13 protein-coding genes are annotated in these 12,701 nt (G+C 69.3%); 8 read left to right on the top strand and 5 right to left on the bottom strand.

What is annotated here, in order from left to right:
- Positions 1-52: 52 nt before the first annotated feature.
- Both ACMX37_RS01855 and ACMX37_RS01850 read right to left on the bottom strand, forming a co-directional pair.
- Positions 53-2,410 (bottom strand): GGDEF domain-containing phosphodiesterase, encoded by a 2,358-nt coding sequence (locus tag ACMX37_RS01855; RefSeq protein ID WP_483147268.1) that lies wholly within the window; start codon positions 2,408-2,410, stop codon positions 53-55.
- A 19-nt stretch (positions 2,411-2,429) separates the two neighbouring features.
- Positions 2,430-3,839, bottom strand: coding sequence for a FecR domain-containing protein (locus ACMX37_RS01850; RefSeq protein ID WP_483147267.1), 1,410 nt, complete (start codon positions 3,837-3,839; stop codon positions 2,430-2,432).
- A gap of 173 nt (positions 3,840-4,012) precedes the next feature.
- Between ACMX37_RS01850 and ACMX37_RS01845 the strand changes: the two genes are divergently transcribed.
- Positions 4,013-5,632, top strand: coding sequence for a ShlB/FhaC/HecB family hemolysin secretion/activation protein (locus ACMX37_RS01845; RefSeq protein ID WP_483147266.1), 1,620 nt, complete (start codon positions 4,013-4,015; stop codon positions 5,630-5,632).
- 22 nt (positions 5,633-5,654) lie between these two features.
- Here ACMX37_RS01845 and pyk read toward each other — a convergent pair whose 3' ends face one another.
- On the bottom strand, positions 5,655-7,115 hold the full coding sequence (pyk, locus tag ACMX37_RS01840; RefSeq protein ID WP_483147265.1) for a pyruvate kinase: 1,461 nt from the start codon (positions 7,113-7,115) through the stop codon (positions 5,655-5,657).
- Positions 7,116-7,180: 65 nt separating this feature from the next.
- Between pyk and ACMX37_RS01835 the strand changes: the two genes are divergently transcribed.
- From ACMX37_RS01835 to ACMX37_RS01825, 3 genes are all read left to right on the top strand, one after another.
- Positions 7,181-7,492, top strand: coding sequence for a DUF1244 domain-containing protein (locus ACMX37_RS01835; RefSeq protein WP_483147264.1), 312 nt, complete (start codon positions 7,181-7,183; stop codon positions 7,490-7,492).
- 80 nt (positions 7,493-7,572) lie between these two features.
- On the top strand, positions 7,573-7,809 hold the full coding sequence (locus tag ACMX37_RS01830) for a DUF2312 domain-containing protein (protein WP_088912538.1): 237 nt from the start codon (positions 7,573-7,575) through the stop codon (positions 7,807-7,809).
- 85 nt (positions 7,810-7,894) lie between these two features.
- Complete coding sequence (locus ACMX37_RS01825; RefSeq protein ID WP_172835901.1) at positions 7,895-8,242, top strand: heavy metal-binding domain-containing protein; 348 nt, start codon at positions 7,895-7,897, stop codon at positions 8,240-8,242.
- 55 nt (positions 8,243-8,297) lie between these two features.
- Here the strand turns inward: ACMX37_RS01825 and ACMX37_RS01820 are convergent, their stop codons facing one another.
- Positions 8,298-9,050: a CPBP family glutamic-type intramembrane protease gene (locus ACMX37_RS01820; protein WP_483147263.1), complete on the bottom strand. Its 753-nt coding sequence runs from the start codon at positions 9,048-9,050 to the stop codon at positions 8,298-8,300.
- 29 nt (positions 9,051-9,079) lie between these two features.
- On the opposite strand from ACMX37_RS01820, the gene ACMX37_RS01815 reads away from it, so the two are divergent.
- The 4 genes from ACMX37_RS01815 to ACMX37_RS01800 all read left to right on the top strand — a co-directional run bounded on the left by ACMX37_RS01815 (position 9,080) and on the right by ACMX37_RS01800 (position 11,849).
- Positions 9,080-9,823, top strand: coding sequence for a YebC/PmpR family DNA-binding transcriptional regulator (locus ACMX37_RS01815; protein WP_483147262.1), 744 nt, complete (start codon positions 9,080-9,082; stop codon positions 9,821-9,823).
- A gap of 96 nt (positions 9,824-9,919) precedes the next feature.
- A complete protein-coding gene (gene ruvC / locus ACMX37_RS01810) occupies positions 9,920-10,393 on the top strand; it encodes a crossover junction endodeoxyribonuclease RuvC (RefSeq protein WP_483147261.1) in 474 nt (157 codons plus the stop codon).
- A 104-nt stretch (positions 10,394-10,497) separates the two neighbouring features.
- On the top strand, positions 10,498-10,845 hold the full coding sequence (locus ACMX37_RS01805) for an arsenate reductase (protein ID WP_483147260.1): 348 nt from the start codon (positions 10,498-10,500) through the stop codon (positions 10,843-10,845).
- A complete protein-coding gene (locus ACMX37_RS01800) occupies positions 10,824-11,849 on the top strand; it encodes a glycerophosphodiester phosphodiesterase family protein (RefSeq protein ID WP_483147259.1) in 1,026 nt (341 codons plus the stop codon). Before ACMX37_RS01805 ends, ACMX37_RS01800 begins: the two co-directional genes overlap by 22 nt.
- 110 nt (positions 11,850-11,959) lie before the next feature.
- Here ACMX37_RS01800 and ubiG read toward each other — a convergent pair whose 3' ends face one another.
- Positions 11,960-12,697, bottom strand: coding sequence for a bifunctional 2-polyprenyl-6-hydroxyphenol methylase/3-demethylubiquinol 3-O-methyltransferase UbiG (gene ubiG, locus ACMX37_RS01795; protein ID WP_483147258.1), 738 nt, complete (start codon positions 12,695-12,697; stop codon positions 11,960-11,962).
- Positions 12,698-12,701 lie beyond the last annotated feature (4 nt).

Below are 12,701 nucleotides of genomic sequence, written 5' to 3'. Positions count from 1 at the left end.
TGTCGGCCTGCATAGCTATCAGGCCGCTAGCGCGATGCAAGCCGGGAGGCGCTCAGGCCGCGCGGGTGGCGGTGCCCCGGGCGGGCGGCATCGAAGCTGCCGCCAGTGCCGCCAGATCGCCGGCGGGGAGCGGCCGGCCGACGAGATACCCCTGCGCATAGTCGCAGCCCATCTTGCCGAGGAATTCGAGGCACGCGGCCTGCTCCACCCCCTCGGCCACGACCTTCAGGCCCAGTTCGTGGGCCAGCTGCACGGTCGAGCGCACCAGCATCGCATCGCCCTTGTCGACATGGGCCTGGGCCACGAACATCCGGTCGATCTTGAGCTCGGACAGGGGGAGCAGCTTGAGGTAGTTCAGCGCCGACTGGCCCGTGCCGTAATCGTCCATCGAGATGCGGATGCCGGCCGCGCGGAAACGGTGGAGCGTCGCGATCGCGGCCTCGGTATCCTCGAACTGGGCGCTTTCGGTGACCTCGAAGGTGATCTGGTCGGGCGGCGTGCCGGTCTGCGCGACGAGGTCCAGCGCACGCTCGGCGAAGCTTTCCGAGGTCAGCAGCGCCGCCGAGATGTTGACCGCCACCCCGATGGCAAGGCCCTGCTCGCGCCACCCCCATGCATCGGCCAGCGCCTGCGCGAGCACGGCCAGCGTCAGCTCGTCCATCCGGCCCCGCTCCTCGAACAGCGGAATGAAGCAATCGGGCGGAAGCAGCCCGCGCTCGGGGTGGTTCCAGCGCACCAGCGCCTCGACCGCGTCGATCCGGCGCGTGGCGAGGTTGAGCTTGGGCTGGTAGAGTACGGTGATGCTGCCGCTGCGCAGCGCCTCGTCGAGCTCGCCGAGCAGCGAGAACTGCTGCGACACCGTCTCGCCCGCCTCGATGGTGTGGAGTCGCCAGAACTTGCCGGCGCGCCGCGCGAGGCTCGCCGCATGGGCGGCATGGGAGGCCGGGTCGGCGATGCCGTGATCGGCCACGCCAAAGGTCAGCGACACACCGAGCCTGCGCCCGGCGATCTCGAAGGGGCTGCGCATCAGCGCGCGCAGGCCCGAAAGCTGCGACTCCAGCTCGTCGATCGGCAGGGGCGAGATCCACACCAGCGTGCGATCCTCGGAGCGATAGACCTTGTCCACCCCGCTCGCGACCTTGAGTCTTTCGGCGATGCGGTTGAGCAGGATGCCGATTCCATCGCTGTCGGCGGCGAGCTTGAGGGCGTCGAATTCATCGATCTGGGCCGCCACGAGATAACGATCGACAGCCGCCGCAGGCCGTGCCGCAAGGCCGAGGCGGTTGGGCAGGCCGCTCTCCGCATCGACCTGGCGGCCGAGCGCGGTGATCCGCTGGGTGATGATCACATAGCGGATCGCACCGGCCGAGGCGGCGAGCGCGAGCGCGGGAACGATCTCGAACCACACCCCGGCCATGACCCGCGCAGCGAGCCAGGCCGCGAGCAGCGCGGCGAGGATGGCGCCGCTCCGCACCAGCACCGCACGCCGCCGCTGCGCCGCCAGCGTGACCAGCGCCAGCAGCGCCGAGGCGAACAGCGGCAGAGGCCACGAGCCGTAGACCGGCACGCCCTGCCGCAGCGTCTCTGCCGCCAGCGCCTGGATGATGACGCCCGGGATCACCCCGTAGCCCGGCACGGCATAGCGATCCCCCAGCTCGATCGCGGTCGCGCCCACGATCACGTCCTTGCCCGCAAGGCTGCCCGGCGGAATCATCCCGTTCTCGATGGCGATGAAGCTGTGGCGCGGGATGGTCGCGGGATCGATGGCGAAGTCGATCGGGAACTTGCCGTCGACGACCCCCGCCTCGCCGGCGACGAAGGCCGAGAGCGAGGGGCGCGCGGTGCCGGCGGTCACCGTCCCGAGCGGCATGCGCCGGACGTGACCGTCGCTCGCATCGGGTGCGACCGAGACGGAGGCGAGGTGGGCATGCTCGCGCAGCACCGGGATGGGGAGCGAGTCCAGCTTGCGCGTGTCCCCGAAGGCGGCCTTCTGCGCGAAGGTCGGCAGGGCGACAGGGGCGGTGGACTGCGCGATGGCCTGTGCGAAGGCCTTGTCTCCGGCGGCATCGCCGGTGCTCGAGAAATCGACATCGAAGCTGATCGAGCGCACCCCTGCCGCGTCGAGCGCGCGCACGACCCGGGCATAGTGTTCGCGCGGCCAGGGCCAGCGGCGGATCGCCGCCATGCTCGCCGCGTCGAGCTCGACCACATGGACCTGCCCTCCCGCATCGCGGCCGAGCAGGGCGAAGCTCAGTTCCTCGACGCGGTTCTCGGTGCTGCGGAAGGCCCCGCCGAGGGTCGCGACGGCGATCACCAGCGCCAGGGCGCAGACCATGAGCAGGCTGATGCGCCGGCTGTCCGAGCGCAGTCTGTCCGCCGCAAGGCCGGGAGAGAGGTGGGGCAGTTTCATGGGTGTCGGGCCGCCGGCATCAACGCTGGCTGTAGGCCACCGCCATGTCGGTCAGCACGGGGCCGGGCTCGGTCACGAGGATCGACTGGCCGCGCGGGCCATTGCCGCGCCCGCCATTGCCGGGGTTGCCGTTGCCGGGATCACGGCCACCGCCGGGGTTTCCGTCGCCATTGCCACCGCCACCGGGGTTGCCGTTGCCGTTCCCACCGCCGCCGGGGTTGCCATTGCCATTGCCCCCGCCGCCCGGGTTGCCGTTGCCGTTCCCACCGCCGCCGGGGTTGCCGTCGCCGTTCCCACCTCCGCCGGGGTTGCCGTTGCCGCTGCCACCACCGGGGTTGCCATTGCCATTGCCACCGCCGCCGGGATTGCCGTCGCCATTGCCCCCGCCGCCCGGGTTGCCGTTGCCGTTCCCATTGCCGCCGCCGGCCGGAGTGCCGTTGCCGTTGCCGCCGCCGCCGGGGTTCCCCTCGCCGTTGCCACCACCACCGGGATTGCCATTGCCGTTGCCATTGCCATTGCCGCCGGAGCCGTTTCCGCCCTGGCCCCCTCCCGCGCCGCAGGTGCCGTTGGCGCAGACCACGCCGTCGTCGGCGCGCCCGCGCGAGCTGGCGACGGGCGCCGCATTGCCGCGCCCGGTGTTGTCGGCCACCACCGCCGCCGCCAGCACCACCACCTCGCCCGAGACGAAACCGCCGGTCACTTCCCCGAGATCGCGCGGCGTGCTGAGGATCGCCTCCCCGATCCGAGGACGGCCGCGATCTTGGGAACCCGAAGGCTCGTAGGCCGCGGGCCGCAGCGAGGCGGGCGGCGGAGGCGACGCGGCGCCTGCACCGCCAGCCGGACGCGCGGGCGAATCCAGCACGCGCCGGCCCTCGCCCTCGACCACCATCCGCAGCGGGTCGGCGGCCGCGATCATCGCCACCGCGCCCGGGCGGATCAGGTCGCGCGCACCGCCGTCGAGTGTCGAGGTTTCGACCGCGCCCTCGGTGACCTGCAGGCTGGCGCCCTCGCCGCTCACCGTGATGACGAAGGTCGTCCCCTTCACGACCGCCGCGAGATAGGGCGTCTCCACGCCGAAATGCGGGTTGGGCTGCTTGCCGATGTTGAACAGGGCGCTGCCGTAATCCTGGAGGATCTGGATGATACCGCGCTCGCGCTCGGCATGGGCGATGCGCAGCTGCGCGTTCTGGCGCATCGTCACGAATTCCTTGCCCCGCACCAGCACCGCCGAGGCCCGCGCATCGGTGCGGATCGTGGCGCCGGCGGCAAGCGCGGTGCCGACCGTCGCCGGACGCTGGCCGCGCGCATCGACGACCGTCACGACGCCCTTGACCTCGCTGACAGTCCAGGGGCCGCTCTGGGCAAGCGCCGGCGTGCCGCTGAACAGCAGCAGAAGTAACGGCAACAGGATGCGTGTCACGATGCGCATAAGCTTCTCCGTGACTAACAATTACACGGGAACTGAGGACATCCTGTTTATGCCCTTGGTTAACAGGGTATTGCGATGGGACTTGGTTAACCTTTGCATTGTAGGGGAATGGCTCACTTGTTGTTTGTGGGTGCCGTTTGATCCTGCGACCGGTTAATCTTTGGGGAAGCGCGATGGTGCTGCTGGCGGCGAGCCCGCTGGCGGCGCAGGATGCGCTCGACCGGACCAACCCTCAGGGCCTCGTCAACCGCGACGAGCCGCAGCTCCCGCCCCCCGACAAAGTCCGGATCGAGGTGCAGCCGGTGCTCGACATGCCGCCCGCCGGCAGCGGCGACGGCGGCACCGTCGATGTCGGCGCGATTGTCATCGACGGGCTGGTGGCGATGGACCGCGCCGCCTTTGCCCGCGTGATCGAGCCTTTCGCCGGACGCCCGCTCGACCGCGCGGAACTGGTGCGCCTGACCGACGCCATTGCCGCGCGGGCGCGCGAGGAGGGCTACGTCCTCGCCTCTGCCTGGATCCCCGAACAGGCGCTGGTCGGCGGGATGCTGCGGGTGCGCATCGACGAGGGCACCATCGACGGCCTGCGGATCGAGGGCTCCGACGATCCCGCGATCCGCCGCCAGCTCGAACGGCTGGTCGGCGGCGCCCCCGTCACGCTCGCCGCCCTCCAGCGCGAGGTGCTGCTGGCCGACGATCTTCCGGGGGTGTGGATCCGCTCGACCCGCTTCGAGCGCGAAGGCACGCGCCGCATCCTCGTGGTCGACGCCGCGCGCAGCGACGCGGGCGGCAGCGTGCTTGTCGCGACCGACGGCACCAAGCCGCTGGGTCCCGTGCGGGCGCGCATCGATTTCGACGCCAACGGCCTCATCTCCCCGCGCGACCGGGTCGATCTCAGCATCTCGGCGACCCCCTTCGACCCCGAGGAACTGGCCTTCTTCAGCGCGCGCTACACCGTGATCGTGAGCGATGCCGGGACAAGCGTGGGCGCCTTCGGATCATGGTCGCGCACCGAACCGGGGGCCTATCTGGCGGGCCGCGGCCTGCTGGGCGAGGCGTGGCAGGCAGGCCTCCGGCTCCGCCATCCGCTCATGCGCGGCTCGGCCCGCAGCCTGTGGCTCGAGGCGAGCGGCGAGGTGCAGGATCTGCGCCAGGACACCTTCGGGCAGCTTGCCCGACATGACCGGATCGCGCTCGCGCGGCTCGGCTTCTACGGATACGGCCCGCTCGCCGGGGGCAGCCTGCAAGGGCGCGCCACGGTGAGCCAGGGCCTTCCGGTGCTCGGTGCGACCGGCACCGGCGATCCGCTCGCCTCGCGCTTCGATGCAGCGCCCGATTTTACGACGCTTACATGGTGGCTCAACTGGCGGCGCGGGATCGTCCCGCGGGTCAGCCTCTCGCTCGCCACCACCGGCCAGCTTTCGACCACGCCGCTGCTGATCGGCGAGAGCTTCGTGCTCGGCGGCACCCAGTTCCTGCGCGGCTACGACTTCGCGCAGCGGGTCGGCGACGAGGGCGTGGCCGGTTCGGCGGAGCTGCGTTACGACTGGCCCCGCGCCTTGGGCGGCGTGCGGCACCTGCAGCTCTATGCCTTTGCCGACGGGGGCACGGTCTCGAACCTCGGTGGCGGTCTCGGCGGCGGCACCCTCGCCTCGAGCGGCGCGGGGCTGCGCACCGACATCACCCGCGATCTCGATCTCGATGTCGAGGTGGCCGTGCCGCTCACCGAGGAACGCTACGACACCGGCGACAATTCGCCGCGCCTCAACCTCAGGATCGTGCAGTCGTTCTGAACCGGGCGGATGACCCCGCCCTTCAGGCCTTGTGCTTGTCGAGCTCGTCGCCCGTCAGGGTCACGACATGGAGCAGGTTGGTTGCCCCCGGGGTCCCGAAGGGCACACCCGCGAGCACGATCAGCTTCGCCCCGGCAGCGGCGAACTTGTGGCGCAGCGCCATGCGCTTGCCCTTGCCGATCATCTCCTCGAAGCTGCCGATGTCCTTGGTGGCGACCGCGTGTGCGCCCCACAGCAGCGCCACGCGGCGCGCGGTGCGGGTCGAGGGGGTGAGCACCAGCATCGGCGTCGCGGGCCGCTCGCGCGCCACCCGCCGCGCGGTCGAGCCGCTGGTGGTGAACACCGTGATCGCGCTGATCGGGACGGTGTCGGCGATGGTCATGCAGGCATGGGCGAGCGCATCCGAGGTCGTCGCATCGGGCGGCGTGTCGAGGAAGCGCACCCGGGCCTTGTAGCCCTCGTCGCGCTCCACCTGCACCGCGATCCGGTCCATCATCGCGACCGATTCCTCGGGCCAGGCCCCGGCCGCGCTCTCGGCAGAGAGCATCACCGCATCGGCCCCGTCGTAGACCGCGTTCGCCACGTCCGAGACCTCGGCGCGGGTCGGCGAGGGGCTCTCGATCATGCTTTCGAGCATCTGCGTCGCCACGATCACCGGCTTGCCCGCCCGGCGCGCGGTGTTGACGATCATCTTCTGGAGCGGCGGCACCTCGTAGGGTTCGAGCTCGACGCCCAGATCGCCGCGCGCGACCATGATCCCGTCGGCCATCTCGATGATCGCATCGAGCCGGTCGACCGCCTTGGGCTTCTCGATCTTGGCGCAGATCGCGGTGCCGTGGGTGCCGATGAGCTTCCTCGCCTCGGCGATGTCCTCGGGCCGCTGCACGAAGGAGAGCGCGATCCAGTCCGCCCCCTGATCGGTGGCGAAGGCGAGGTCGCGGCGGTCCTTCTCGGTCAGCGCCGGGATCGGCACTTCGGCATCGGGGACGTTGACGCCCTTGCGGTCGGAGATCACCCCGCCAACCTCGGCGGAGCAGAGGATGCGGCTGTCATCGGCCTCGAGCACCTTGAGGCGGATCTTGCCGTCGTTGATGAGGAGGCGCTGGCCGCGCTCCATGATGCCGAACAGTTCCGGGTGCGGCAGGCACACGCGGTTCTCGTCGCCCGGGGTCTCGTCGCGGTCGAGCACGAAGTGGCCCGAATGGCGGATCACCGCCTGGCCTTGCGCGAAGGTGCCGACGCGCAGCTTGGGGCCCTGAAGGTCGGCGAGGATCGCGATCGGGCGCGCAAACTGCTTTTCCAGCGCGCGGATCGCGGCGACCACGGGTTCGTGATCGGCATGGCTGCCGTGGCTCATGTTGAGGCGGAAGGCATCCGCCCCGGCCCTGACCAGCCGTTCCAGCATCTCGGGCGAGCGGCTCGCCGGGCCGATGGTGGCAAGAATCTTGACCTTGCGGCCGCGCGGGTCGATCCGTCGTGACATTATTGGCTATCCCTCTTGGGGAGAGCCTATGGCACAGGCGCATTTCAACTCAAGGAAAAGCCGCGATGAATAGCAATGCCGATCCGCTCGACGCGCTCGATGACGCCCAGGCCGCCGCCGCCTTCCGCCGTCTGGTGCGCCACCTGAGACACCGCCACGATGCGCAGAACATCGATTTGATGGGGCTGGCGGGCTTCTGCCGCAACTGTCTCGCCGACTGGATTCGCGACGCAGGCTACCCCGGCGACAAGGAGGAAGCGCGCGAGGTGATCCACGGGATGCCGAGCGCGGAATGGAAGGCGACCCGCCAGACCCCCGCGACCGAGGAACAGCTCGCTCGGATGGAGGCGAGTATGGCGAAGAACGCACAGGAATAATTGGTTGCGCCTGTTCACCCGGGGCAGTCGGCTGGCTATCGCACCGGCCAACTGATTCTCATTCCGACGGAGACACCCCCATGGCCGACGCCACCGATGACCGCCTGCGCCTGCTGATCGAGCGCATCGAACGCCTCGAGGAAGAAAAGAAGGGCATCGCCGACGACATCCGCGACGTCTACATGGAGGCCAAGGCCGTCGGCTACGATCCCAAGATCATGCGCCAGATCGTGCGCCTCCGGAAGATGAAGCCCGACGACCGCAGCGAACAGGACATGCTGCTCGAAACCTACAAGACCGCGCTCGGGATGGCGTGAGCCGCCGCGCGCGCGCGGTGGAGCGTCATTGCAACGTCACCCGGCTGTGTTATGACATTAACACAGCCTTCAAAGGAGAGACGGCATGGCATCCCCCTGGAAAGACGCGCGCAGCGTGATCGTCAGCACCACCCCGACGCTCGAGGGGCACCCGATCCAGGAATACATGGGCATCGTCACCGGCGAGGTTATCGTCGGTGCGAACCTGTTCCGCGATCTGTTCGCCAACATCCGCGACATCGTCGGCGGGCGCTCGGGCTCCTACGAGCGGATCCTTGCCGACGCGCGCAACCAGGCGATCGAGGAACTGCAGTCCGAAGCCGCCGCGCGCGGGGCGAACGCGGTGGTCGGGATCGATCTCGATTACGAGGTGATCGGCGACACCGGCTCGATGCTGATGGTGAGTGCCAGCGGCACGGCGGTGCGGGTCTGACCGCCACGGCCGAGGTCCGTGGCCTCGCATCGCGCCGTGAGCGGGGGTCTCGCCCTCACCAGCCGTAATCGAGCACCAGCGCGACGGCATTGAAGGCGCTGTGATGGGCCACCGCCGCCGCCAGGCCCAGCCGGGTGCGGGTATAGGCGAGCAGCAGCCCGCCGATGGTCTGGGGCAGCACCACGAGCACCCCGAGGGGATGGGTCAGCGGCTCGAAATTGCCGAGGTGGATGAGGCCGAACAGCAGGGTCGATCCCCACACGAGCTTGCCGAAGTGCCGGATGAACCACGCAGGCACCGCGCGGTCGCGGTGACGGGTGCGGCTCCAGTGGACGAGGCCCGCGATCGCCGTCCCCACCCCCGCCAGCGCCAGAGCCGTCGCCGCGCCGGGGCCGGCGAACAGGCTCCCCATGAACAGCGCCAGCGCGGCAAGGCCGTAGAGCGCGAAACGCAGCGCCGCGAGCCGTCCGCTGAGCCAGCCGCGGAACAGCAGCTCCTCCAGCAGCGGGGCGAGCAGCAGCGAGAGGAAGGCGTCCTCGGCAAGGGTGATGTCCTCCTCGACCGGCTCGGGCATTATGGGCACGAGGCTGTCCAGCCCCTCGGCCATGCCCATCGCAAGCAGACCCAGCGCCAGATCGAGCACGAGGAGCGCCAGCAGCGCGAGCGCCGCCGCCGGTCCCCACGCCATCGGCTGCGCGACGAAGGTCGGGCGCAGCGCGAAGCGGCCGGCATCGGCCACCCGCTCGCGGAAGGTCATCGCGCCCACCCTTGCATCGGCCGCGCCTGCCGGAGTAAGGCCCGCGCTCACATCCCCATCAATCCGGTGAAGTTCGTCCAATGGCAGGCCATTCCAAGTTCAAGAACATCATGCACCGCAAGGGTGCACAGGACAAGAAACGCGCGGCGATGTTCTCCAAGCTCTCGCGCGAGATCACGGTGGCGGCCAAGATGGGCATGCCCGATCCCGACATGAACCCGCGCCTGCGTCTCGCGGTCAACGCCGCCAAGACGCAGTCGATGCCCAAGGACAACATCCAGCGCGCCATCGACAAGGCCAGCCAGGCGGGCGGCGAGGACTATATCGAGATGCGCTACGAGGGCTACGGCCCCGGCGGCGTGGCGCTGATCGTCGAGGCGCTGACCGACAACCGCAACCGCACCGCCACCAATGTCCGCACCGCCTTCAGCAAGAACGGCGGCAACCTCGGCAGCGAAGGCTCGGTGAGCCACGGCTTCGAGCGGCGCGGGCTGATCGAATACTCGGCCGCCGCGGGCGACGAGGAAAAGGTGCTCGAAGCCGCGATCGAGGCGGGCGCGGATGATGTCGAATCCTCCGAGGACGGCCACACCATCTGGACTGCCGCCGACGCGCTCCACGGCGTTGCGGGCGAGCTCGAGAAAGTGCTCGGCCCGGCCGACAACGTGAAGCTGGCGTGGAAGCCGGTGCTCACCGTCGAGGTGAACGAGGAAGTCGCCGGCACGCTGATGAAGCTGATCGACACGCTGGACGACGATGACGACGTGCAGACCGTCTGGGGCAATTACGAGATCCCCGACGAGGTGATGGAGAAGCTGGGCTGAAACGCTGGGAATGGCTGCTGGCGATCGCCCTCGGCAGCGCCTTCCTGCTCGCCGCCGCCTGGCGCATCGGCCTGACGATAGGTCTGTGAGCGCAAGGTGCTGATCCTCGGGCTCGACCCTTCGCTGTCCTCGACCGGCTGGGGCGTGATCCGGGCCGAGGGCGCGCGCATCGCCCATGTCGCCAACGGTCAGGTGAAGACCGATCCCGCCGCGCCCATGCCTGAGCGGCTGGCGGCGCTTGCAGCAGGGCTGGCCGCGGTGATCGCCGAACATCGCCCGGCCCGCGCGGCGGCGGAGGAGATCTTCGTCAACAAGAACCCCCAGTCGACCCTCAAGCTCGCGCAGGCACGCGGCTGCGTGCTGGCGGCGTGCGGGGCGGCGGGGCTGACGGTCAACGAACACGCCGCGCGGCTGGTGAAGAAAGCCGTCACCGGCACCGGGGCGGCGGAAAAGGCGCAGGTCGCCGCGATGGTCAAGGTGCTGCTCCCGGGCGTCCGGATCGCGGGGAGCGACGCGGCGGACGCGCTCGCGGTCGCGATTGCGGACGCGCATCTGGCGAAACATCTTTAGCCCGTTCGCCCTGAGCTTGTCGAAGGGCCGCACTTTCTTCTAGCGGTATGCCTCAAGTGAAGAACAGCCCTTCGACAAGCTCAGGGCGAACGGAGACAAGGTTCGTGATCCACCTCTACGGCATCCCCAATTGCGACACGGTCAAGAAGGCCCGCACCTGGCTCGACAGGCAGGGCAAGGCCTGCACCTTCCACGATTACAAGAAGGAGGGCGCCGATCCCGAAAGGCTCGCCGCGTGGATCGCGGCGGCGGGGCTCGATGCCGTGGTCAACCGCAAGGGCACCACCTTCCGCGCGCTCGATGATGCCGACAAGGCCAAGGCGGCGGACAGTCACACGGCTGTCGCTTTGCTCGTCCAGCACCCGAGCATCATCAAGCGCCCCGTCGTGGAGCATGCGGGCGGCATTCTGGTCGGTTTCAAGGAAGACGAATGGTCCGCAGCCTTGCTCTGATCCTGCTGGCGACGATGGTGCCCGCCGCAGCCACCGCGCAGGACATGCTGGTCATCGCCCACCGCGGCGCGAGTGCCGAGCGGCCCGAACACACGCTCGCCGCCTATGAGCGCGCCATCGATCAGGGCGCCGACTACATCGAGCCCGATCTGGTCGCGACCAAGGACCTGGTGCTGGTCTCGCGCCACGAGAACGAGCTGTCGGGCACAACCGATGTCGCCAGCCGGCGCGAATTCGAGGACCGCCGCCGCGAGAAGACGATCGACGGGCAGCGCATCGCGGGCTGGTTTGCCGAGGACTTCACCCTCGCCGAACTGCGCACCCTGCGCGCTCGCGAGCGCATCCCCTCGCTGCGGCCTGCCAATGCGCGCTTCGACGGGCTCCATCAGGTCCCCACGCTGGCCGACATCGTGAAGCTGGTGCGCGCCAAGGAGGCCGAAACCGGGCGGCGGATCGGCATCTATCCGGAACTGAAGCACTCCACCTTCCTGCTCCAGAACGAAGGCATCGACCTTGTCGACCTGCTGCTGCGCGAGTTCCGGCAGCTCGGCATCACGCCCGGCGACCCGGTGTTCATCCAGAGCTTCGAGATCGCCCCGCTCCAGCGCCTGAAGCAGCGCGGCGGCGGGTTCAAGCTGGTGCAGCTGGTCGCGCCCGTCGGCGGCCCGGCGGACGAGCCGACGATGCGCTATGCCGACATGGCGACGCCCATCGGGCTGGCCGAGATCGCGAAATATGCGGACGTCGTGGGCGCGCACATCGCGCTGGTGCTGACGCCGGAAGGAACGCCGACGTCGCTGGTGGCCGATGCGAAGGCGGCGGGGCTGGCGGTCCATGCCTGGACGGTGCGACCCGAAAACGACTTCCTCCCCGCGATGCTGCGGACGGGGGAAGACCCGAAGGCCAGAGGCTGCGGCGATGTGAAGCTGGCGGAGATGCTCAGGGCGGCGGGCGTCGCAGGGGTGTTCTCCGACGGGCCGCTGAAGGGGCGCAGCTGCCCCTGAACTCCGTTCGTGCTGAGCTTATCGAAGCACTGTATTTCTTCGAGAGTCGGCTCCGCGTCGCGAAGGGAAAGCGGCCCTTCGACAAGCTCAGGGCGAACGGAATTGGTGAATCAGGCGCGCTTCGCAGAGAGAATGTAATTGAGCGACATGTCCTCCGACAGGTGCAGCCCCTTGCCCGGCCGCCATGCGATGCCGCGCTTCGCCGTGACAGCAAGGCCCGTATCAGCCAGCAGCGCCTCCAGCTCTTCGGGGGTGATGAATTCGTCCCAGTGGTGCGTGCCGCGCGGGACATAGCCGACCGCCTCCGCCGCCCCGACCAGCAAGATCCGCGATGCAGTCGTGCGGTTGGGGGTGGACATGACCAGCAGGCCATCGGGCGCCAGCCGGGCCGCGACATCGCGCAGGAAAGCGGGTTTGTCGGCGACGTGCTCGATCACCTCGACGCAGGTGACGAGATCGAAGGTGCCGATGTCGAGCCCCGCGACCTCGCCTGCCATGTAGCGGATATCGAGCCCCATACCTTCGGCATGGGCCGCCGCCGCCGAAACATTCTCCGCCGCCGCATCAACCCCTGTCACCGCTGCGCCGAGGCGCGCCAGAGGCTCGCACAAGAGACCCGCCCCGCAGCCGATATCGAGCGCCGACTTGCCCGCCAGCGGCCTCGCCTCGCGCGCGGCACCCGGCCAATGCGCGTCGATCGCGTCACGGATGAAGGCAAGGCGCACCGGGTTGACCTGGTGCAGCGAAGCCATCGGGCCCTTGGGATTCCACCAGTCGCGCGCCAGCTTTGCGAAAAAATCCGCCTCTTCGGGGCGAATGGTAACATTCGAGATGTTTGCGTTTCCCATGAAG

It is taken from the genome of Porphyrobacter sp. THAI-01a (assembly GCF_056868655.1).
Note: the sequence above shows the minus strand (reverse complement) of the source record. Positions and strands in the feature narration are given on the sequence as shown.